The sequence below is a fragment of the Ruminococcus sp. genome, assembly GCF_016283395.1.
The window spans coordinates 116345-140288 of sequence record NZ_JAEEMU010000040.1 but is presented as its reverse complement, the minus strand read 5'-3'; the positions used below and the strand labels follow the sequence as shown (position 1 = coordinate 140288).

Below are 23944 nucleotides of genomic sequence, written 5' to 3'. Positions count from 1 at the left end.
CATACGGGTTCCAGTGAATATATGGCTAAAATGTCCGTTTCAAAAAGCAGAGGAATATCGGCCGAATACCTTGCAAATGCCGTAATCCTTTGCGCAGACGCGGATCTTTCGCTGAAGACATCTGCTAATGACGAGATGACGATCCTTAAGAGCCTTATACTCGATCTCTGCAATGTATAGAATAAAAGAAGCCGTTATAGTCGAAGGCAGATATGATCTGATGAAACTCAAAAGTTTTCTGGATACGGAGATTTTTGAGACCTCAGGGTTCAGGATCTACAATGACGCTCAGAAACGTAATCTGATTAAAAAAATAGCTGATATTTCAGGAATCGTTATCCTCACAGACAGTGACGCTTCCGGTTTCCAGATAAGAAACTACATCAAGAGCTTTGTGCCGCAGGATAAGATCAAAAATGCTTATATACCCAATGTTAAAGGCAAAGAAAGAAGAAAAGACAAGCCCTCAAAAGAAGGGTATCTCGGTGTAGAAGGCCTTGATGAAAATGTGATCATAAGCAGTCTGAAAACAGCCGGGGTCACGTTCCTGGATGAAAGCACCGACAAGGGATCTTTCGGGAAAATAAGTAAAAAAGATCTTTATCTGCTCGGTCTTTCAGGGAAAAACAACAGCTCTAAAATAAGGAAGAGACTTCTTGAAAGTCTTGGATTGCCGATATATTTAAGTACAAACGCACTCCTGAGTGTTTTGAATATCATGTTCACGAGAGAAGAACTCACGGAATATTTAAATAGTTTGAATAAGGAGACCTAAGCCATGAAATGCCCATACTGCGGATATCTTGAAGACAAAGTCGTAGACTCCCGCCCTGCTGATGAGGGAGCCAGGATCAGAAGGAGAAGAGAGTGCCTTTCCTGCGGAAAAAGATTTACCACATATGAGATGATAGAGAGCATGCCGCTCTATGTTGTAAAACGTGACGGGACCCGCCAGGCATTCGACCGCATGAAACTGATCAACGGAATGCTGAGAGCATGTGAGAAAAGACCTGTCGCGTTGGACAGCATTGAAAAAATTGCGGACGATATCGAGCTTGAACTCCGCGGACGGCTTGAAAAGGAAGTTAAATCCGTCACTATAGGCGAAATGGTAATGGATCGTCTGAAAGAAATCGACGAGGTCAGCTATGTAAGATTTGCTTCTGTATACAGAAGCTTTAAGGATGTCAACTCATTCATAGATGAACTGAACAGTCTCCTCAGAGACAGTTCGGAAATTTCAAAGAACTGAAAGAGAGGAAATGTATGGGAAAATATTTTGGAACTGACGGCTTCAGAGGTACTGCAAATGAAAATCTTACAGCTGACCATGCTTACAAGGTAGGACGTTTCCTTGGCTGGTATTACGGAGAGCTCAAAAGAAGAAGCGGCTCAGATGAAGCACCGCGCATAGTAATAGGCAAGGACACACGCCGTTCGAGCTATATGTTCGAGTATTCTCTGGTAGGAGGACTTACTGCTTCGGGTGCTGATGCATACCTTCTTCACGTTACTACTACACCTTCTGTTGCATATATATCAAGAGTTGACAGCTTTGACTGCGGAATTATGATATCTGCCAGCCATAACCCTTATTATGACAACGGAATAAAGCTCATAAACGGACAGGGCGAGAAAATGGAAGATACAGTCATCGACCTTGTTGAGGCATATCTTGACGGAAATCTCAATGCCTTTGGTCAGGAGTGGAAGGAGATACCTTTTGCTCACGGCGACAAGATAGGCAAGAGCGTTGACTATGTTTCGGGCAGAAACCGTTACCTCGGATACCTTATCTCTCTCGGAATGTACTCTTTCAGAGGAATGAAGATAGGTCTTGACTGTGCAAACGGTGCAGCATGGAATATTGCGAAGTCAGTATTTGATGCTCTCGGTGCAGAGACTTATGTTATAAATGCAGCACCTACAGGTGTTAATATCAACAACAATGCAGGTTCAACACATATTGAAGGACTCCAGAAGTTTGTGGTTGAAAACGGTCTTGATGCAGGCTTTGCATATGACGGAGACGCTGACCGCTGCCTCTGCGTTGACGAAAAGGGCAATGTCATCACAGGTGACCATATCCTTTACATCTACGGAAGATACATGAAAGAGCGCGGAAAGCTCCTCAACAATACAGTAGTTACTACAGTAATGTCCAATTTCGGACTTTACAGAGCCTTTGACGAGATCGGCATAGATTATGCAAAGACAGCCGTTGGCGATAAGTACGTATATGAATATATGAAGGAAAACGGCTGCTGCATCGGCGGTGAGCAGTCAGGACATATAATCTTCTCGAAGTATGCTTCAACAGGTGACGGTATCCTTACAAGCCTGAAGATAATGCAGGTAATTATGTCACGCGAGAAGAAGCTCAGCGAGCTTGCTGCACCGTTCACAGTATATCCTCAGGTGCTTGAAAATGTCAAGGTAAAGGATAAGGCTGCTGCACAGGCTGATCCTGATGTACGTGCAGAGGTGGACAAGGTTGCCGCAGAGCTTGGCGACGCAGGAAGAATACTCGTTCGTGAAAGCGGTACAGAGCCTCTTGTAAGAGTCATGGTAGAAGCAAAGGATGAGGCTGTATGCAGAAGCTGCGTTGACAGAGTAGTTTCTGTGATAAAGTCAAAGGGCCATGCAGTCTGATACATTATAATAATACAGCGGCGATCTCGGCAAAAAGGGGTCGCCGTTTATATTGGTATGATATGACAAAGCAGAACAGTATTAAAAAAATAAATTCAGTTAAATACTGGAAATTTCACAAAGCTATTGACTGATGTTTTTTTTGGTGATATAATGGTTATTACGGCGTGTTATGCCACAAAATAAGTATATGTAGTTAATTGGAGGTCAAAATGGCTAAGAATAATGAGCGCAATCTTAATGTTACGATCAAAAGCCCGGATGATGAAAAGGGCGAGTTTATAATTTCCATATCATCTATTCTGAAACAGCTCAAAAGATTTCTTGCTTTATGGCTCGTTGTAGCTATAATCGCAGGTATCCTTGTTTTTTCTTTTTCTGCAATATGGACATTTTCAAAGAAAACTCCTGCAAAAGCTCTTGTAAGTTTTTCATACAGCGGCATTGAAAAAGGTCTTGATCCTGCCGGACGTAAATTCGATATCAACTCCATGAAAAACCCTCTTGTTATCGAAAGGACTCTTACTAAGCTCGGTCTTGATCTGAAAAAGGTTGAAAGCATAAGAGAGAATATTTCTTTTGATTCAAAGATCCCACAGGACGCTTATGAGAGACTTACTACATATAAAAACATAATGGAAAACGCATCAAGCGGAAACCTTGCCGCAGCGCAGAATATGCTTGATGTTACATGGTATCCTACACAGTTCACTGTATATTTTGATTTCGGAAAAGCCGATTTTAACAGAACCGACGGTGTTGAGTTCCTTAATACTCTGCTTGAGTGCTACCGTGACTTCTTCTATGAGCAGTACGGATATAACGAGTCACTCGGAGCTGCTGTAAAAGTGGTTGAGTATGAAAGCTACGATTACGCACAGCAGATCGATCTTTTCAGAAATTCACTCAGAACAGTAAGAAATTACCTTTCTTCACTTTCAAACGATGACAATACAGCGTTCCGTTCAAGTGTTACAGGATATACCTTCAAGGACCTTTCCGAGTATGCAAAGACAGTTTACAGCATCGACCTTGACAGAATATCTTCTTACATCTCTGTAAACAACGTAACAAAGGACAAGGATGCAGCACTTGCATACTATGATTACAGAATAGAGAACCTCAACCGTGATAAGGACGAATATTCAGAACGACTTGCTTCAATTGATTCTTCAATATCACAGTACCAGAAGGATAATATCACAGTATACGGCGATAATGTAAATACAGAGTCTACAGTTCATTCAGACCAGTACGACTCACTGTTCAGACAGAAGATATCGGTACAGGCAAGTCTCGCACAGGCAAAACAGGATATCAATTTCTATGAGTCAAGACGTGATGCCCTCAAGAACAACAAGAACAGCTCTAAGGCAAACGTTGAAAAGGTAGAGGCTGATATCAAGTCACTCAGCGAAAAGGTATCACAGATAGTTGACCTTACACAGAAGACAGCTGATGATTATTATGAGAACGTTCAGTTCGCACACGCATACAATATCCTTATCCCTGCTTCAAGATCAGTTGCAGCAGGATTAGTTGATGCAGTCAAGGGCTCTATAAAGCTTTTGGTAATTGTTGAAGCACTTATCTTCATGCTCTATCTTTGCATGGCATTTTTCAGTGCTCTCAAGAGCGACGCTGCAAAAAAAGCTGTAAAAGCTTCCGGAAATGATGATGACGATGAAGATGCAGATCTTGATGAACTCGTTGATATCATCGAGGAAGAAGCTGACAAGGCAAACGCATCACAGAAAAACGCAAATAAAAACAAGAAAAAGTAATATTAAGGGCTGCTTTGAACGCAGCCCTTTTTTATGTATGGTCAATGTTAAATTCACGTAAAAAAAGAGCAGTAATTATTGACTTGTCTTTCTTTCCTGTTATAATAATAATGGAACAAAATAAAGGTATAAGAACAGGAGCGAATTATGGAAGATTTTTCAATATTTAATATTTTCACACTTGTTGGAGGACTTGCCTTCTTTCTTTATGGCATGAATGTAATGTCAACAGGTCTTGAAAAACTCACGGGCGGCAAGCTTGAAGTTGCACTTAAAAAAATGACCGAGAACAAACTCAAGGCTATCCTTCTCGGAATGGGTGTTACTGTTGCCATACAGTCGTCATCGGCTATGACGGTAATGCTTGTTGGATTTGTTAACTCAGGCATCATGACCCTTGAACAGACTATCGGAGTCTGTTTCGGTTCAAATATAGGTACTACCTTCACAGCATGGATACTTTGTCTTGACGGCATAAAGGATTCGGGTGAGGGCGGTGTCATAAGCTTCATACTCAGACTGCTGAAGCCTGTATCTTTCTCGCCGCTTATAGCACTTGCAGGAACGATACTCATAATGTTCGCAAAGAAGAACAAGAAAAAGGATGTAGGACGTATTCTTGTAGGATTTGCGGTTCTTATGACAGGTATGACATTCATGTCTGAATCTGTTGATCCGCTGGCAAGCTCTCCTGATTTCCAGAAGGTGCTCACAGCATTTAAAAATCCACTCCTCGGCGTACTTGTAGGTACAGTATTTACAGGTATAATCCAGAGCTCGGCAGGTTCTATCGGTATTTTACAGGCTTTCTCAAAGACAGGCGGACTTACCTGGGGAATGTCGCTCCCTATAATCATGGGCTGTAATATCGGTACCTGTGTAACTGCGCTCCTTTCAACAGTTGGCGTAAGCAAGGACGCTAAGCGCGTTGCATGGACTCATATCATCATAAAGATAATCGGTACACTTGTACTGCTCCCGATAATCATACTGCTCCAGAATGTCATAAATCTTGGCATTATGGAAAAAACTGTCGGCTATGTTGGCATCGCGGTAATGCATACCATATTCAACGTAGCTACAACAGTAATGTTCATGCCTTTCACAAAGCAGCTCGTAAAGCTTTCAAAGATACTCGTAAAGGACGGCAAGGAAGAGGTCAAGGATCCGAGAAGAACTCTCACAGGTCTGGACGAGATACTTCTCAAAACTCCTGCCGTAGCAGTTCACACTTGCTTATCAGCAACATCACAGATGGCTGAGCTCACAAGAGAGACTATCATCATGGCATTGAAGCTCCTTGTGGAGTATGACGGCGAAGCTTGCGATACAGTTATCGAGAACGAGGATATAATCGACGGCTTTGAGGATAAGATAAACAGCTATCTGATAAAGATAGCAAAGAGCAGTGTTACAGGCGCAGACAGCCGAAGCGTATCAAAGATGATGCACTGTGTGGGCAATTTCGAGCGAATTTCCGATCACGCTGTTAATCTTGTGGAGTCAGCTCAGGAAATGCACGAAAAAGGCATAAAGTTCTCTGAGGAGTGTGTGAACGAGATACTCGTCATAACAGATGCTATCAAAGAGAATGTAAATAAGGCGTTTGACTCATATGAGAATAACGACCTTGCAATCGCACATAAGGTAGAGCCTCTTGAAGAAGTTGTGGACAACCTCAGCACAGAGCTTAAAAACAGACATATCCGCAGACTCCAGAACGATGAATGTACTGTTGAGCTTGGATATATCTTCCAGGACGTGCTTACCAATCTTGAGCGTATTTCCGACCATTGTTCAAATATTGCAGGCTGTCTTATCGAGACAGACGAAAAGACCAATATCCACGCATATCTCCACGATGTTAAGGAGAATGACGAGGGATTCAGAAACGAGTACAGAGAGTATGCAGAGGAATATTTCCGCAGACTCGGTGCATCGGAAGTTAAAGCATAAAAACAAGCGGCTGACATTTCGTCAGCCGCTTTTGCGTGTATAACGGTATATTTGTTTTGGGTGTAGGGACGACCATTGGTCGTCCGCGAATTGAGAATGTAGGGGCGAGTTTCGCTCACCCTTGTTAACGCAAACGTGATGTATGTCGTTGCTGTGTGTAGGGGACGGCGTCCTCGACAGCCCGTTATAATCCCTTTATACTTTGCGGACGCGCAATGCGCGTCCCTACAATTATTTTACTTTCTATTCACTTGCGGGCTGCCAAAGGCAGCCCCTACATATTGTTCCGTAAGCGATGTACGATTATGGTTTTTGATAAGAGTGAGCGAGTTTACGAGCGACAACGTGGCAAGGATGCAGCATCACGCTGCTTAATATGGAAGCACGAACTTTCCTGCCTTCCAGATGCCGTTTTCGTTGACAACTGAGAAATCCTCTGTTTCTGTGTAAGGCTCATCGCCGTAATCGTCCCCTGTGTAGAAGTTTTCAACTGTGAACACTATCTCGTCAGCTGACTTTGACTTTATCTCCGTCACCTTTGAAGATGAATAGAAGATATCACTGCCGCGGTTGCCGCAGAAAGCGTAAAGAGAACCGTTCTTCTCAAAGTAGAGCTGTGAAAGCTCGCTGTTTGGGTAACGTGAACTGAATACCTTGAAGTATTCGTTTTCAAGGTCACTGAATGTCTTGATATTGCTGTCTGTTATGCGGTAGCACTTCCAGCCCATATCGTTTTCAGCGGTATCATTATAGTCAACATCAAACGGACAGCCTACAGTGAAGCTCATCTGTGTCTTGCAGGCTGACTCGAAAAGAGCCTGAGCAGCTGCAATGAGTGTGCGGTCATCGACTTTGTCCTGATCTGCTTCAAATACTACCGCGCCGTCCTCATTGTAAGCGAAAGCACCGCCGCCCAGCGGATCTGGCTGAGTTGTGGGAGCAGTAGTGACTGTCGTAGTAGATGTGGTTTTTGCAGTAGTTTTAGCTGTTGTGGAAACAGAGGTAGTTGTATCAGTATCGTCTGCCTGAGTTGTAGTCTCGGCAGGCTTTTTCTTTGCGGTATTAGGAGATTTGCCTGTTTTCTCTCCGCATGAAGCGGCTGATATTACAAGTGCAGTTGCTGCGATAAAAGACAATATTTTTTTCATTATTCTTCCTCCTGTTCATCATCGTCAAGGACAAAATCAATAATTCCGTCACTGACGTTAACAGCGGCACATATTACCTGAACGGTCTGTCCTAAGGTATAGGAAACGCCGCTGAATTTCTCTGTAAGTGCAACGGGCTCGGTATAGTCGTATTCGCCCTCGGGTAGAGTCCTTATGTGGACAAGCCCCTCAACTGTATTAGGCAGCTCGGCATAGAAGCCAAACTCTGTAACGCCTGATATCTTAGCGGTGAAGCTCTCACCGATGTGAGCTTTCATATATTCAGCCTTGTAGCAGTCCTCGCACTCGCGCTCGATAGTTACAGCGCGTATCTCCGCAGCGGAAGAACGCTCCGAAGCATTGACAGTGAAACCCGAATAGCGTTTGCTGAGCCATTCGTTGTTGTAGCCTGCAAGTATATCCGTGATTATGCGGTGTATAGCAAGGTCGGGATAGCGTCTTATAGGCGAGGTGAAGTGTGCGTAGTCATCGAGCACAAGTCCGAAATGTCCCAGCGGCTCGGGAGAATACTTCGCCTTAGCCATTGAGCGCAGTATGAGCATATTTATAGCTTCATACTTTTCCGTTCCTCTTGCGCTTTCCAGTATTTTAGCTGCATGAGCAGGCTTGAATTCGTTGAATGGCGGACATTCAAAGCCGTATTTCGGCAGCATCTCGTGAAGAAGCTCTGACTTTTCCTCGGGGGGAGCTTCGTGTATACGATAAACGAAAGGTACCTTCTTATCCTTTGCAAGCTTTGCAGCAGCTTCATTGGCTGTAAGCATGAATTCCTCGATTATGCGTTCAGCCTTGCCGCGTTCACGGGGCTGTACATCGCAGCAGATGCCGTCCTCATTGATAATGAGCTTGCTTTCGGCAGTTTCTATCTCGGGAGCATGGCGGAGCTTTTTCTTAGCGATGAGCTTGTCCGCAAGCTCGTTCATAAGCGTGATATTATCGCGTACTTCTGCGTATTTTGCGGCTATCTCGTCAGTTTCCGAGCCGTCAAGTATACGGTTTATCTCGGAATAAACGCCCTTTACCCTTGAACGGATAACGCTTTTGCAGAAGCGGTATGAAAGCATATTGCCTTCGTTGTCAAGCTCCATGAAAGCTGAGAGCGTGAGTCTGTCCTCATTTGGATTGAGGGAGCATATACCGTTTGAAAGCTCCTTGGGCAGCATAGGAATGACCTTATCTGCGTAATAGATACTTGTTCCGCGCATGAGAGCTTCCTTGTCGAGGGCACTGTTGCCCTTTACGTAGTGTGAAACATCGGCGATGTGGACTCCGAGGCAGTAACCCTTTTTAGTCTTTTGTACCGATACTGCGTCATCGAGGTCCTTTGACTCAGCACCGTCAATGGTGAATATAGTCATATCGCGGAGATCCTCGCGGTTGTTGAAGCAGTACTCCTGCACACCGCCTGCGGATATCTTACGTGCTTCTTTCAGAACTTCCTCGGGGAAAGCTGTGGAAGCACCGTGCATGACCAGTATTGAAGCTGCCGTAGAAGCAGCATATTCCGAGCTTCCGAAAACAAGGGTTATCTTGACCTTGTGTTCAGCGTGTCGTCTGCCGCGGTAAACGATCTCAGCCAGTACCTTGTCGCCGTTTTCAAAGGGGATACTTTCCTCGCGGACGATTATGATATGATTTCGTGAAGCCGTATCGGGGACGAGATAAGGTCTGCCGTCCTCAAATTCTATTTTTCCCGTAAGCTGAGAGCTTCCGAATTCAAGTATATCAAGCACTTCGCCCTCAGGCTCGCCCGAGCGTGAAGCAATAGGGGAGATGAGGACCCTGTCGTTAGGCATAGCTCCAAGCATACATTTTCCCGGGATAAAGTACTCAACGCCGTCATCTGTCATGGCAAAGCCGAAGGTGCGGCTCAGGCGTGTGACAGTTCCGGGATAAGCTTTGACTCTTGAGCAAAGAGCCACCTTCATGCCCTTTTTCATCATGATAACGCCCTCGGTGCGGAGCTGTGAAAAAGCCTCGGTGAAGTTTTCTCTGCCCGATTTCTTAGTCTTGCACTTGGACTCAAGCTCGCTCAGGGGCATGGACTTTTTGCCGTAAGCTTTCAGGAAAGTGGCTATTTTATTTTTATAGCTCTCAACCGAAACGGCGGAGCTGCCTTTTTTGACTATCTGCTTCTTTTTACTTTTTTCAGACATAAAAGTCTCCTTTTGCAGTTTATCCGATAAAAATTTAAGCCCCATGACTTTTAGTCACAGGGCAGCTTTTCTTACTTTGTGAAGATCGGTACGATATTAACAGCAAGCACAGCAATGAAAAGGAGTATTGCAAGAGTTCTTGTTATCTTAGCGAGAATAGCTTCCTTTGTTCTGCCCTCATTCTTACCGTAGAATGAATCAGCACTTGCACCTGTGAGAGCCGCTGTCATACTGTCCTGTGATTTCTGCTCCTGTGAAAGGCAAAGTATAATTGTGAGAAGACTGATTACGAGAATTGCAACTCCGCCGATGATCTCTAATGTTGACATAAAAACTACCTCCGAAAATACAGTTATAGATTACGGCATAAGCCGATACATTTCAATTAGCTATACTATTATATCACAGTCGAAGCCGATTTGCAAGGGTTTTCTCTGAAAAAGCGAGACAAAATTAGCGTTTAAAATTGTTGAAATCATACAACTTACGCGGATATGAACAAAAAAGCAGCTCCGAAGAGCTGCTTTTCAATGTTCGATTTAAGATCAAACTGTTTCTGTTGGTAATGAGATAAGACCGAGGCAGTACTTCTGGATAGCTAATGCATCGTTAGAAGTTACGCCGTTGCCCTTCTTGTGAACGTCAGCGTTTACCCAGCCCTGCTGTGAGATACGGTGACGGTCTGTACCCTCAACGCCGTATTTGTTCGGATTTGCAAGAGCCTGCATGATGATAACAGCATCTGAAAGGTCGATCTGCTCATCGTTGTTAGCATCACCGAGCATTGTTGGCTGGAGAGGAGGATCTGTAACTACGTAAGGCTGTGTTACTACAGGAGCCTGTGTTGTAGTTGTTGTTGTCACTCTCTGAGTTGTAGTAGTTGTTGTAACTCTCTGAGTTGTAGTTGTCTGAACAGAAGGTGTTGAGCTGCCATCCATGTGGAGAACGATCTTTTCGATTGTAACATCATCATCGTGTGGCCACCAAACCATAGCCTTGATAGTAGCACCTACGTTTGAAGGAACCTTATAGTCGATAGCGACTGTCTTGTCAGAACCTACCTTAACGCCTGAGAACTCTTCCTGCTCCCATTCGCCTGTCCATGTACCAAAACCGCCTGATACCTCTGTATCGCTTGAATTTACCTTGAGGTACATTGTAACTGACTTAGCGCCCTGTGGCTTGAACTCAGCAACATTGTTGATTGCGCCGTCTGTCTGGCTTTCTTCCTTCTTAGCGTTGAGGCTTGAACCTTCGAGAACGATATCGTTGCCGCTTGAAGGTGTTGAAGGAGTTCTGTTAGTTGTAGTTGTAACCACTGCAGGTGGATTTGTTCTTGTTGTCTGAACAGAAGGTGTAGATGGTGTGGAGTTACCCTTGTGAAGAACGATCTTTGTGATAGTTACATCGTCATCGTGCGGCCACCAAACCATAGCCTTGATAGTAGATCCTACGTTTGAAGGAACTGTATAGTCGATAGCTACTGTCTTGTCAGAGCCTACCTTAACGCCTGAGAACTCTTCCTGTAACCATTCGCCTGTCCATGTACCGAAACCACCTGATACCTCTGTATCATTTGAGTTTACTTTGAGGTACATTGTAACTGACTTAGCACCCTGTGGAGCAAATTCGCAGACATTGTTGATAGCGCCGTCTGTCTGGCTTTCTTCCTTCTTAGCGTTGAGGCTTGAACCTTCGAGAACGATGTCATCGCCGCTTGTTGAAGGACCGCTTGGATTGCTGTTTGTTGTAGTTGTAACTACAGAAGGATTATTCTGAGTTGTAGTTGTTACAGAAGGTGTAACACTTGGAGAACCACCCACTGGGTAGATCTTTGAAACACCTGTGATATTTGTGTCTATAGAACCTGTCTTATAGAAGTGGTAAAGACCTGCTGCTGCACCAACGAGACCAGCATTGTAGTCAATAGCAACTTCGTTGCCCTGATAGTCTGAACGAACGTCTCTGTATGTTCCGTTTGCATCAAGAGGACCGCCGCAGAGAGCACCGATAAGAAGGTTCTTGTTCTGGATGCCGTCATTTCTCTCGCTTGCATCTGCATCAGGAGAAGCAGCTCTGTGGTGAGGATTCTTTGAAGAGTTGGACTTGAAGCCAACTACGAGACAGTATGACTGACCGTTAGCGAATGCCTTATCACCTGTGAGGTACTGCATCTGACCCTTAGCCCATGAAGAATCAGCCTTATTGTACTTAGCAGCTACGAGTGAGCAAAGCTGAGCGGTTGCGTTGTGTCTTGCGCTGCCCCACTCGTTAGCGAAGTAGTAGTTATTGCCCTGGAACTTGCCGAGCTCTGCTGCGCTGCCCCAGTCGCCTGTGATCTCACCCTTGAGGATAGCAGCACCGAGCTGAACGCTTTCCCATGAGTGAACTGAATAAGCTGTAGGACAGTTCTTAAGGTCGTTGAGGTAACTCTGATCCTTTGTAGCAAGGTAGAGCCAGCCTGCTGCCCAAGCCATTTCGTCAGATGAACCTGTCCAGTGTGCATCATAGAAAGTACCTGCTGAATAGTAGCCTGTATCCTTCTTTGAGAACTCGTAAAGAGCCTTAGCGTACTTAAGGTCTTCTGTATTGCCGAAGTTTACATAGTTAGCTGCGAGAGCTGCTGCGTATTCAGCAGTAACGTTTGCAGCACCGCCTGTTGTCCAGTACATACGGCCTCTGTCGCCCTGTGTCTCAGGTGGTCCCCAGTAGCTATGGTCTGTGTTACCTTCACCTTTTTCGATAAGAACTCTTGATACTGTATTTCCGTTGAGCTCTGTAGCGTCACGGAAGAATTTAGCGAATTTGTCTGTTATAACTTTAAGATGAGCACCCTGTCCTGTAGCATCGTATGCGTCCTTGAATTCGTAGTAGGACCAACCGAGTGTAGAAGCAGCATAACCCTGTGGCTGACCGAACATTACGTGGTCACCTGCGTCGTGGTAACCGCCTGGAACTACATCGTTTGTATGACAGTTGCCTCTCCATGAGATACCGCAGTCAGAGTTGTTGCCGCACATATTTGCGTCGTAGAGATAGAGGGAGTACTGAAGGAGCTTTGCGTAGTTATCACCGTCTGCCGCTGTTGCTGTGAGAGAGGGAGCAACCATTGACGAGAATGGGGCAGCCAGTGAAGTGAGAGCTACAGCTCCGCCGATTAATGCAGATTTAAACCTATTGAGTTTATGCATATTATCACACTTCTTTCATAAGTCTTTGCCTATAATATGTCTCATGTTACATTATACAGGGTTTGCCTCCAAAAGTAGTTACAAATTAGTAACAAAAGTATTACAATATGATTAAAACACGCTAATTGTGGTCAAATTCGGCATAGTGCGCAAAATTTGCGCACTCCAATTGGTCATTATCACGATGAAAATATGTATTTGCAGGTGGACAAAAGAAAGGAGCAGGATAGCGATATCCTGCTCCCGAAACTGGTATTTTATTTTCCTGTGTAGAAACAAGGTATCTTCTCAATGCTGTGGAGCAAGTAAAGCTGTAATACCATAGCATCGTTGACGGTTATGCCTTCTGATGAAAGGTCAACATCGGCATTTGCCATACCTGTTTCTGTGATATGAGTCGGATCTGTGCCGTTTTCGCCGTATTTGTTCGGATTAGCCATAGACTGCATTATGAGTACAACGTCTGAAAGGTCAACCTGACCGTCACAGTTTGCGTCGCCCGGGTCAACATATATTTCTACAGCTATCCAAAGGTACTTGCTCTGACCTGTAGGAGAAACGAAAGTAAGCTTTGTCTGACCTGATTTCAGAGCCTTGATAGTGAATGAACCGTCGGAATTCTCTGTCAATGAGATGATCTTGTCATCATAATCAAATTTTCCGAAGGGGATAAGGTTTGCGCCCTTTGAGAATGTAAGCGTAGCTGTCTGACCGATGTAAAGCTTGTCGCGGTTGACGTCCATTTCAAAGTCAGAGCCATCAAGGGCAGTAGTCACTGTAGGTGTAGATGTGGTTGGGGCAGTGGTGGTAGTTACGCTGTTTCCGACAATGGTTATCTCGTAATCGAAGGCCACATCTTTAAGCTCGACATTTGTACCCATGACACCTCCGCGGTATTTTGCAGTGTATTTACCTGCGGGAATAGTACTCATCTCAGTAGCCTTGAACTCCTGTCCGTTTGCGTTTACGAGAGTTACATATTCAGGACGCACACCATAAGTGATAGTTTCCTTCTGGTCGATATAAGTTACCTTGCCTGATGCGTGTACAGCAGAATAACGTGTGATAACATTTATCTTGATATCCTCAGGCGTGAAGCTGTCACCCGTATTGTAAACAGTCTTTGTCGGGTATGTAGCCACACTGTCAAACTTCTGACTGTCGAAATATGTAAGAGTAACGTCCGCTGTTGTTACTGTCGTGGTAACCACAGTCGTAGTTGCCGTGGTAGTAGTTGTGGTAGTTGTTACAGCAGGAGTGCTGTTACCGAACTTGAAATCAGCGTTTATCTCGCTCACGCTCTTTGCAAGTGCAGGCATTGAAGTTGCATCGCCGCCATAGAGGTTTGCTATACCTGCGCAGGCGATAGCGAAACAGCCGTTGTAGTCGAGAGCACCCTCTGTGTACTGGTATTTATCAGTCTGATCCTGATAGCCGCTCTTGTCATCGCCGCCTACGAGGAGACCGTAAGCTGTGTACTTAGCGGACGGATTTCCTGATGCACCTGTGCTGTCCGTACCCGGGTTAGCAGCACGGTGGTGGATATGAACAGGCCACTTGTCGCCGTATCCGAGGAGGAAACTATAGCCTAAGCTGTTGTCTCCGAGGATGTGGTCCATCTGATACTTTGCAGCCTTTGCGTAACTTGCCTCGGGATCGCCCTTTGCAAGAATGAGAGCGTCCATCTGCTTAGCGCAGTTGTAACGTGAAGCACCCCAGCCGTCAGCGTTGTAAGTGCCTACTGTAAGGTCGCCCTGCTTTTTGAGCTCTACCTGAAGCTCGTCGGCGAAAGCCTGTTCACCTGTAGCCTTGTACATAAGTGCCGAATATCCCTGCCATACCTTGTTCCAGCAGTATATCCAGCCGTCGTATTGGTTGTCGCCGTAGTTTGCGTCCTTTGGAACGCGGGTAGGCTTGTCTGCTGCATCGTTTATCCAGAGCCATGCGTTTGCCCATGCTTCTTCGTCCTGATACTGAGCTTCGGTGTCGTAGAATGGGGATAGACCGCTGGTATTATTTCCAACGTTTTTCTTGCCGAACTCATATATAGCCTTTGCGTATTTCAGGCATTTCTCAGCATAATCGGGGTCGGACTCCTTCACAACGTAAGCAGTACCTGCCAGAGCAGCAGCCATTTCTCCGCATACAGCGGAATTGTTATTGCCTGCTGTCAGCCAGTAAGCAGGTCTTTCATATGTCTGAGTCTCAGGCGGACCCCAGAAATCGTGGTCATTGCCGCCTGCGACAACGTGTGCGATAGCAGCAACATTTCCCGAACTGTCGAGGAATGTTGTTTTCATTAGGTAATCAGAGCCCCATTTCAGCTCGTATATAAGGTGGTCTTTGCAGCCTGCCTTTTCATATACTCCCGGGTTAAGGTAATCCGAGAGTGCAAGGCTCGATATACCGAAACCGATAGTGAGGTTGAACTTGATGTGGTCACCTGCGTCGTGGAAGCCGCCCGAAAGGTCAACTTTTCCGTCGCCGTCAGGGTCAACGACGGATTTTGCAGAGCCGTCGAGAGTTCCTACAGCGCAGCTGCTGTCGTAGGTGTGGCAGTCGCCTCTCCATGTGAGCGGACCGTCGGAAATTCCCTTTCCGCAGGCGTTCGCGTCATACATATACAGCGACATTGCCAGAGCTTTGTAGTAGTCTTTATCCTCGGCACTTGCTACGGAAGGCACGGACACTCCAAGGGAGGTCAGAGCCATGACAGCCGATGCTGCCGCAGCAGTCAGCCTTTTGGATAACTTCTTTAAATTCTTCATTGTTAAAAACTCCTCTCATAAATACGTCTTTTAAAGAAGACATACTTCCTCACTACTATTATAACATTTTTACTGTCGGTTTTGTGAACAATTTGTGTAAATCTGCATAAATAGCGGCAACTTTGGAGAATTCGATAAAAAAGATGTTTGCTTATTGTGTGATTTTACTATCATAAAAATAAGATATCATGTATATACTATTATAAAAAAAGTCCCTGAGGAAATCAGGGACTCGAATATCATTATATTGCTATTACTTGTTGTATTGTGCTATCTGCTCGTCGATGACGGGGGAGAATGTATTTTTGAGAGCTTCCCAGTCTTTTCCGACTTCGGTATCGGTAAGGCGGTACATAACACCTCTTGTTTCGTTGGTGTATATTCCGTAGCCTGTCATAGTCTCGCCCATGCCGTATCCGTAATCGAAAACAGGTGTCATCTTTGAAAGGTCGGTATATTCCATAAGAGCGTCATACTGCTCTTCGGTAATGAAGCTCTTGTAAGCACCTGACTGATGCTTTACAACGGTGGTAGCCTTTTCCTTTGCGGCTTTTTTCATCTTTTCATCGGAAGCCGCAAGGCGTTCGCATTTTATATAAGTTGCAACAGCTTTGCCGTTGTCAGAGCCTTTTACCAGCATACGCGCGTCGAAATTGCAGGAGATGTAGTTCTTGTCTGCATTCGGCTCTTTCGGGAAAGGCACTATCATAAGGTCGGCCTCGGGATTTGCCGCATTGGATAACGGCAGAGTCCAGTCTGTTGAAGCATAGAACAGTGTGTTGAAATCGGTAGGGAAGGTATCGCGCCAGTATGTGCTGTACCAGCCGTTGAGCAGTATATCGTTAGTCAGACTTACGGCGTTAGCTATATCGGGATCGTACATATTGTTTTTCAGCGTATTGCCGTCAAATTCCACTACTCTGTGACCTGTAGACGCAAAGGCAGCCTGCCCGTACCAGCCGTTTATACCACATCTGTAAGCGTTTGGGTTATTGGCTTTGAATTTCTCCATCATGGACTTCATTGCGTTCCAGTCCCATTTGCCTTCCTGCCAGAGCTTGCGAGGATCTTCGATACCCTCTGACTGCATGAGCTTTCGGCTGTAGGTCAGCAGGAACGTATCGGAAATGGAATATGGTACAACATAGTGCTGTCCCTTGTATGCGAACATATCTATAACACCCGACATCTCGTCCCAGAGACCGCTTTCGTTCATGCCCAGTTCCTCGTAGTACGGGTCAAGAGCATCGAACTGATCTCTCATTACGCCGTCAGGGAACACTGCTGCATCGTATGGGAACATATCTACCGCAGCACCTGCGTTTATCTGTGAAGCAAGCTCATTGTACTTGTCCTCGGCAGTTGTGGGGAGATAGGTCACTTTTCCGCCGTAAACGTCCTCGAACAGCGAAAGTGCCACAGCCTTTTCCTCGGCTTCACCAGGGTTAAGGTCATAGTCTGAGAGCCAGTATATCTCCATTGCCTCAGCGGGCGCATCAGATGAAGCAGCTGTTTCCGTGGTAGTCTGAGCTTCTTTAGTTTTTTCCTTTTTATTGCCGTCTTTCTTTTTGCTGCATGAAACGGCAGCTGACATTACAGCTGTGACGGCAAATATAGCCGCTATCAGCCGTTTTGAATTTTTCATGTGATTACTCCTTTCATGACCGCTATCTTAGTTTTTATGCGGTATGAACCACTTTATATTATACTCGTTCACAGCCGAACTGTCAAGGCATTATAGCCATTAGCCTTTAGCCCTTAGCTGTTAGCCGAAAGTGTTCGCTTACGCTCACATTATTTAAATAATTCGCCGAAGGCGACACCTTGGCTAATAGCTAACGGCTAAGGGCTAAAGGCTTATATTGCGGACTCCTTTGTTTAAAAATGCCAAAAATGAGCGGCGTTATATGTGAAGTTGTTAAAAAATTGCGGAATTGAAGTAAAATTGCGTGACATTTCATAAGTATTATGTTATAATGTTAATAAGAATTTTATGCGGACATGAAGATAGTCCGTGCTAATATACACAGGAAGGGATTTATAATATGGACAATAACAGATACGATAGATACGATTCACATCGTCCCCGTAAAAGAGTATCCCGTAAGACTCTGAGAAGAAGACAGCTGACAGCACTTTTCATCATTGCATTGCTTGTGCTGCTGCTCATACTTCTTATAGCTCATTCGTGTTCAAGCAAGCCGAAGAAAGATGAAAAAGGCAAGGTAGGCAAGGCAACAACTACAACAACTACTATGGTAGTTACAAATACTGATCCTGCCATAACCACCACAGCAGTTACTACAACTGCGGCAGATCCCGTAAATAAGAGCGATTTCAAACTTGATAAGTATTCAGTATATATCGAAGTCGGCGAGACAGATACTCCTATGGTACAGCAGTATCCTAACGGTGCATCTGAAGTTGATGAACGCTGGTCAACAGGCGACTCTACTGTTGCAACAGTAGACGGCTATGGCCATATCAAGGGCGTTTCACCCGGAACCTGCTACGTTACTCTCAGATCTGCACAGGATCCTGAGCAGGAAGTAATGATAAAGGTAACTGTCCGCGGCGACGGAACAACAAACAACGATACAGCTTCGCCTCAGTCCAATAAGACTGAGGCTCCTGAGCCCCCTGTTTATGATACAGAGGGGCTTACTTATGTACAGGGAGTTTTGATAGCAAACAAGAGCTACAGCCTTCCGCCCACATTCGAGCCTAACCTTGAACCGCTTGTTTATGAGCAGTTCCAGAAGCTTTCGAGCGATGCCGCTAAAGAGGGACTGAAAATATATGTAGGCTCGGGATTTCGTTCATACAGCGATCAGGAGAAGATATACGACAACTATGTACAGCAGGACGGCAAGGAAGCAGCCGATACCTATTCGGCTCGTCCGGGCTACTCCGAGCATCAGACAGGACTTGTTATCGACGTAAATACTATCGACGACGCGTTCGGAGCTACTGCTGAATCTGCATGGCTTGCAGAACACGCTCACGAGTACGGATTTATAATCCGCTATCCACAGGGCAAGGAAGCTTATACAGGCTATCAGTACGAACCGTGGCATATAAGATATGTAGGCTCAAAGCTGGCAACAAAGCTTTATAACAGCGGTCAGTGCCTTGAGGAGTATCTCGGCATCAAATCTGAATATAAAGAATAATTGATCCCCTGTCAGCAGACGGGGGCATTTTATTTGAGCCGTTAGCCATTAGCCGTTAGCACGTTGTAGGGGCGGATATCATCCGCCCGAAATGTAGGGGTCGGCGCAGCTAACGGCTCAAATCCAAATTTTGCTTTACAAAATACGGATTTGTTGACTAATCCTCGGATATGTGGTAAAATCAGAGTACATAATATAAAGGCGGTGCGGTATGCCAAGATTTTTTACGAATGAACTTGATGAAAACAATATAGTACTGACAGGCAGCGATGCTAACCATATCGGACGTTCGCTGCGAATGAGAGTGGGCGAAGAGGTGACGGTCTGCTGCAACGGCATAGACCACCACTGCACTATAAGGAGCATCACCCCCGATGAGGTCTATCTCGACCTTGTTGACAAGCAGATATGCGCAGCAGAGCCCGATATCGAGGTGACCTTGTTTCAGGCTGTCCCAAAGCTTGACAAGCTGGAATATATAATCCAGAAAAGCGTGGAGCTTGGCGTTTCGAGGATAGTCCCTGTGCTTACAAGGCGATGCGTGTCACGTCCCGATGAAAAGGACTTCACAAAGAAAAAGCTGCCCCGTCTGAACAAAATAGCCGAGGGAGCTGCAAAACAGTCGGGAAGAGGTATCATTCCCGAGGTAACTCCTATGGTAAGTCTTAAAGAAGCTCTTGAAATGATGAAGCAGCTTGACAAAAATATCCTGCTTTATGAGGAAGAAGGCGGAGTTTCTTTCGGTGAGGTAAAGCTTGACGGAGCAAAAACTGTGGGACTGTTTATAGGCAGCGAGGGCGGTTTTGACAAGGAAGAAGCGGAATCGGCAGTAAACATCGGTGCATCACAGGTCTGGCTGGGTAAGAGAATACTGCGTTGTGAAACAGCACCAATAACAGCCCTTTCAATTTTGATGTTTTTAACAAATAATATGTAAAGAGTTGAAATTACAAAAAAAGTATGTTATAATAATTATAGATTATCGTAATCCGATCGCAAGCGGTTCGGTAAGTACTATTTCTTGCGGAGAAAAGAGGAAAATAAAATGAATAAGTTTTTAGGTGCTATTTTAGTTGCAAGTGCAGCAGCTGCTGTAGGATATGTCGCAGCACAGGCTCTCAAGGATAAGAGCTCAGGTTCTGATTATGATGATGACGATTACGATGATTTCGATAACTTCGATACAGATGAGAGCATCGACTTCGAGATCAATGATGACGCTGCTGAGGAAATAAAGGACAAGGCAGAGGACGTTGCAGAGGATATTAAGGACGCTGCTGAAGATATCGTAGACGATATCAAGGACTAATGACTTCTGAGGGAGCTTAAAGCTCCCTTTTTTGTCGCTTGAACAATTAACACGCAGAAAAATGTTGAATATTGTGCAGATATACAAAAACTGAAATTGGGTATTGACAACTTGCCATTGCTTTGATATAATATAAAAGCTGTCTATCAAGGATACAGCTTATGAGTTTCGAGGCGTAACTCAGTTTGGTAGAGTGCTTGCTTTGGGAGCAAGATGCCGCAGGTTCGAGTCCTGTCGCCTCGACCAGAACTTTTTTTGAAAAAATTCAAAAAAGTACTTGACAACTCAAAAAAGATGTGATATAATAATTAAGCGTTAAACGCTGGTGTAGCTCAGTTGGTAGAGCAGCTGATTTGTAATCAGCAGGTCGGGGGTTCGAGTCCGTCCACCAGCTCCATTATTTTGCCTTGTCGCAAAAACAATCTATACAATGGGAGAGTTCCCGAGTGGCCAAAGGGGGCAGACTGTAAATCTGTTGCTTTTCAGCTTCGATGGTCCGAATCCATCCTCTCCCACCAGAAACGCCCCGAAAAATTCGGGGCTGTTTTTGTTTCAGACTATCCACCACACTGACCTTGCAAATCCTCTGCAAGGGCTTTTTTATGCCCGAAAAAAAAGAGATATTGCACGGAAACGCATTTTCTATGTTAAGAATTTTATAAGTAATGTAGGAGAAGGAGCTATGAAGGTCGAAGTAAACGATTTTGATATCAGGCATTATTCGGCACTTGTGAACAATTCGCCTATGTATAACAGAATGAAGAAGTTCACTGTATTATGCGGAGCGGTATTCATTTTTATCGCTTTACTCACAATACTGGTGGCACTTAAAGATCGTACGGTCGATCCTGTGATGATAATATGCCTGACAACTGTATTTTTTGTGTTTGGCGTATATGTCTACAGGACAAGGAAGGCAAATCCTGCTGTCAGCTTCAGGACATTCACTGAAAAAAATCCGGATTACAAGTTAAAGGTATCGTTTGAGGAAGAAGAGATTGTACTCAATTCCAGCACATCGTTCTCAAATACCAACAGTACATATAAATATGTCCGCCTTGCAAGAGCGGCAGCAAAAGACGGTTTTTTCATTATATTGGTGGAAGGCACAGGATATATAGTATTCGATAAGAACGAGATAGTTGAGGGCACAGCAGAAGAGCTTAGAGCTTTGCTTCGCAGCAAGCTTGGTACTAAATTCAAGGAGAAGTAACATGACAGTATGCAGGATAGATGACGCAGACAGACTTCATGCCACATATCAGCAGAAGATGTCCGCAGGAACAGGCGTTACTATAATACTTTCGGTACTCATATTATTTGTGGGACTGGTGATATACGGTTTTGTCGCTCTTTCCGACAGCGGTATGAAAACAGGCTTCATTTTGTTTCTGATACCTGCACTTATCGTACTTCTGCTGGTTCTGCGCGTCATAAGGAAAACAAAGAACGCAGGCTATTTCATGGCTTATGTTATTGATGAAACCGATGTGTATCAGATAGACATTGCAAAAGCCTGTACAAATGATACGCTTTTCGGCGAGCAGTACAGCATACTCGTGGGCGGAAGCCTTGCAGGTTTTAACCGCATAATGAAAAACATGAAGAAGCTCCCCACAACTTCCTATGTGGAAGAATTTGTCTGCAACAGACGGGTCGCTGAATACAGCGGAAGCATTATAGACAAGGTATTTTCAATAAATGAGGGCAAGGAATTCCTTACAGTAAAGGCTCAGCTTACCGTTGTGAACAAGAGCTCCGCTTTAGTTCCAACACGTAAGAAAACGCTCTATATCCCACAGACGTTCACGAATATAGACCAGCTCCGTTCACGTTTGGAATATCTCATGTAAAAATCGGTGAAAGCCGTTTGCATATAAAGAAAGTTCAAAGTTAAATTTAACTTGGAGGAAAGAAAATATGATAAGAGAAGATTTAAGAAACATCGCCATTATCGCTCACGTTGACCATGGTAAGACTACCCTCGTTGACGAAATGCTCAAGCAGGGCGGCGTGTTCCGTGAAAATCAGGAAGTTGCCGAGCGTGTAATGGACTCAAACGACATCGAGAGGGAAAGAGGTATCACTATCCTTGCCAAGAATACCTCAGTAATGTACAACGGTACAAAGATCAACATTATCGACACCCCTGGCCATGCTGACTTCGGCGGCGAGGTAGAGCGTGTACTTGAAATGGTTGACGGCGTACTCCTGCTTGTTGACGCAGCAGAAGGTCCTATGCCTCAGACTCGTTTCGTACTTTCAAAGGCTCTTGAAATGGGTCATAAGATAATCGTAGTCGTAAACAAGATAGACCGTCCCGACGCTCGTCTTGACGAGATAGGCGACGAAGTTCTCGAACTTCTTCTTGACCTTGATGCAAACGAGGAGCAGCTCGAAAGCCCACTCCTTTTCTGCTCAGGCAGAAGCGGTACAGCTTCACTCAGTCAGTACGAGGCAGGTACAGACTTAAAGCCTCTCTTCGATACTATCATCAACTATATCGAGCCGCCAAAGGGCGAGGAGAACGATCCTCTCCAGATGCTCATTTCCTCTATCGACTATAACGAATACGTAGGACGTATCGGTATCGGACGTATCGTAAGAGGTAAGATAGGCGTAAACCAGCAGGTAACAGTCTGTGATTATACAGGCTCAAAGAAAAACTACAACGCTAAGATAGTTTCACTTCTCCAGATACAGGGACTCAACCGTGTACCTGTACAGGAAGCACAGATGGGCGATATCGTATGGATATCGGGTATCGAGAACATCACTATCGGCGATACTATATGCGCAACAGATGCTCCTGATCCGCTCCCGTTCGTAAAGATCAGCGAGCCTACAGTTGAAATGACATTCTCCGTAAACGACAGCCCGTTCGCAGGACGCGAGGGTAAGTTCGTTACTTCACGTCAGCTCCGTGAGAGACTCTTCAAGGAGCTTCTCAAAGACGTTTCTCTCCGTGTTGAGGAAACAGAGTCTACAGACTCCTTCCGCGTAGCAGGCCGCGGTGAGATGCACCTTTCAATACTTATCGAGAATATGCGCCGTGAGGGCTATGAGCTCGGAGTATCAACTCCCCGCGTACTCTTCAAGCAGGACGAGAACGGCAGAAAACTCGAACCTATCGAGCGTCTTGTTATCGACGTTCCCGAGGACTGCGTAGGTTCTGTAATGGAGAAGATAGGCGCACGTAAGGGCGATATGGTGGATATGCACCCACAGGGAAGCCGTATGCGTATCGAGTTCCTTATACCTGCAAGAGGACTTTTCGGCTATAAGAGCGAATTCCTCACAGATACAAAGGGCGAGGGCATCATGAGCCACGTATTTGACGGCTATCAGCCATACAAGGGCGATATTGACCGCAGAAACACAGGCTCTCTCGTATCCTTCGAGACAGGCGAGGCTGTAACATACGGTCTTTACAATGCTCAGGAGCGCGGACAGCTCTTCATCACATCAGGTACTCCTGTATACGAGGGCATGATCGTTGGTGCTTCACCAAAGACAGAGGACCTCGTTGTAAATGTCTGCAAGAAGAAGCACCTTACAAATACCCGTGCAAGCGGAAGCGATGACGCACTCAGACTCGTTCCTCCGAGAGTTCTCAGCCTTGAGGATTGCCTTGAATTCCTTGCTGATGACGAGCTCCTTGAAGTAACACCTGAGTCGCTCAGAATAAGAAAGAGAATTCTCAGCAATACACAGAGAGCTAAGGATAGAAGTAAAAAAGCTTGATTTTTTCACAAAATCAACACATATAAACCATATAATTTGCAG

At 45.1% G+C, this 23944-nt stretch carries 18 protein-coding genes and 3 tRNA genes; 15 read left to right on the top strand and 6 right to left on the bottom strand.

Annotated features, from left to right (window positions below; translation table 11 throughout):
- The 6 genes from QZZ41_RS08915 to QZZ41_RS08890 all read left to right on the top strand — a co-directional run.
- Positions 1-180: hypothetical protein (locus QZZ41_RS08915; RefSeq protein WP_295070625.1), on the top strand; the 180-nt coding region annotated here is incomplete at its 5' end.
- Positions 173-775, top strand: coding sequence for a toprim domain-containing protein (locus QZZ41_RS08910; protein WP_295070623.1), 603 nt, complete (start codon positions 173-175; stop codon positions 773-775). The genes QZZ41_RS08915 and QZZ41_RS08910, both read left to right, overlap by 8 nt.
- Positions 776-778: 3 nt before the next feature.
- Complete coding sequence (nrdR, locus tag QZZ41_RS08905; protein ID WP_295070621.1) at positions 779-1252, top strand: transcriptional regulator NrdR; 474 nt, start codon at positions 779-781, stop codon at positions 1250-1252.
- Positions 1253-1266: 14 nt separating this feature from the next.
- Positions 1267-2652: a phosphoglucosamine mutase gene (glmM, locus tag QZZ41_RS08900; protein WP_295070618.1), complete on the top strand. Its 1386-nt coding sequence runs from the start codon at positions 1267-1269 to the stop codon at positions 2650-2652.
- Between the two features lie 212 nt (positions 2653-2864).
- The gene (locus tag QZZ41_RS08895; RefSeq protein ID WP_295070616.1) at positions 2865-4436 is read left to right on the top strand and encodes a lipopolysaccharide biosynthesis protein; all 1572 of its coding nucleotides are present in this window, start codon (positions 2865-2867) and stop codon (positions 4434-4436) included.
- A gap of 147 nt (positions 4437-4583) precedes the next feature.
- Complete coding sequence (locus QZZ41_RS08890) at positions 4584-6392, top strand: Na/Pi cotransporter family protein (RefSeq protein WP_295070614.1); 1809 nt, start codon at positions 4584-4586, stop codon at positions 6390-6392.
- Positions 6393-6763: 371 nt separating this feature from the next.
- On the opposite strand, the gene QZZ41_RS08885 is transcribed toward QZZ41_RS08890, so the two are convergent.
- The 6 genes from QZZ41_RS08885 to QZZ41_RS08860 form a co-directional block, all read right to left on the bottom strand.
- Positions 6764-7540 carry a hypothetical protein gene (locus QZZ41_RS08885; RefSeq protein ID WP_295070611.1) on the bottom strand — a complete coding sequence of 259 codons (777 nt, stop codon included), beginning with the start codon at positions 7538-7540 and terminating at the stop codon, positions 6764-6766.
- Positions 7540-9717 carry a ribonuclease R gene (gene rnr, locus QZZ41_RS08880; protein ID WP_295070608.1) on the bottom strand — a complete coding sequence of 726 codons (2178 nt, stop codon included), beginning with the start codon at positions 9715-9717 and terminating at the stop codon, positions 7540-7542. The genes QZZ41_RS08885 and rnr overlap by 1 nt, the downstream gene beginning before the upstream one ends.
- Positions 9718-9788: 71 nt before the next feature.
- A complete protein-coding gene (gene secG / locus QZZ41_RS08875) occupies positions 9789-10046 on the bottom strand; it encodes a preprotein translocase subunit SecG (protein WP_295070605.1) in 258 nt (85 codons plus the stop codon).
- Positions 10047-10262: 216 nt separating this feature from the next.
- A complete protein-coding gene (locus tag QZZ41_RS08870; RefSeq protein ID WP_295070602.1) occupies positions 10263-12908 on the bottom strand; it encodes a glycoside hydrolase family 9 protein in 2646 nt (881 codons plus the stop codon).
- Between the two features lie 257 nt (positions 12909-13165).
- On the bottom strand, positions 13166-15676 hold the full coding sequence (locus QZZ41_RS08865) for a glycoside hydrolase family 9 protein (RefSeq protein ID WP_295070600.1): 2511 nt from the start codon (positions 15674-15676) through the stop codon (positions 13166-13168).
- Between the two features lie 253 nt (positions 15677-15929).
- A complete protein-coding gene (locus QZZ41_RS08860) occupies positions 15930-17321 on the bottom strand; it encodes an ABC transporter substrate-binding protein (protein ID WP_295070597.1) in 1392 nt (463 codons plus the stop codon).
- A gap of 400 nt (positions 17322-17721) precedes the next feature.
- Between QZZ41_RS08860 and QZZ41_RS08855 the strand changes: the two genes are divergently transcribed.
- From QZZ41_RS08855 to typA, 9 genes are all read left to right on the top strand, one after another.
- Positions 17722-18849 carry a D-alanyl-D-alanine carboxypeptidase family protein gene (locus tag QZZ41_RS08855; RefSeq protein ID WP_295070594.1) on the top strand — a complete coding sequence of 376 codons (1128 nt, stop codon included), beginning with the start codon at positions 17722-17724 and terminating at the stop codon, positions 18847-18849.
- A gap of 211 nt (positions 18850-19060) precedes the next feature.
- A complete protein-coding gene (locus tag QZZ41_RS08850) occupies positions 19061-19786 on the top strand; it encodes a 16S rRNA (uracil(1498)-N(3))-methyltransferase (protein ID WP_295070591.1) in 726 nt (241 codons plus the stop codon).
- A 108-nt stretch (positions 19787-19894) separates the two neighbouring features.
- Entirely contained in the window at positions 19895-20158 is a 264-nt protein-coding gene (locus QZZ41_RS08845; protein WP_295070587.1) for a YtxH domain-containing protein, read from the top strand.
- Between the two features lie 169 nt (positions 20159-20327).
- Positions 20328-20404 (top strand) — tRNA-Pro (locus tag QZZ41_RS08840).
- 75 nt (positions 20405-20479) lie between these two features.
- Positions 20480-20555, top strand: a tRNA-Thr gene (locus QZZ41_RS08835).
- Positions 20556-20590: 35 nt separating this feature from the next.
- Positions 20591-20676 (top strand) — tRNA-Tyr (locus tag QZZ41_RS08830).
- Between the two features lie 164 nt (positions 20677-20840).
- The gene (locus QZZ41_RS08825) at positions 20841-21371 is read left to right on the top strand and encodes a hypothetical protein (protein WP_295070585.1); all 531 of its coding nucleotides are present in this window, start codon (positions 20841-20843) and stop codon (positions 21369-21371) included.
- 1 nt (position 21372) lies between these two features.
- Positions 21373-22011, top strand: a complete 639-nt coding sequence (locus QZZ41_RS08820; RefSeq protein WP_295070582.1) for a hypothetical protein — start codon at positions 21373-21375, stop codon at positions 22009-22011.
- Positions 22012-22078: 67 nt separating this feature from the next.
- The gene (typA, locus tag QZZ41_RS08815) at positions 22079-23902 is read left to right on the top strand and encodes a translational GTPase TypA (RefSeq protein ID WP_295070579.1); all 1824 of its coding nucleotides are present in this window, start codon (positions 22079-22081) and stop codon (positions 23900-23902) included.
- The last annotated feature ends 42 nt before the right edge of the window (positions 23903-23944 follow it).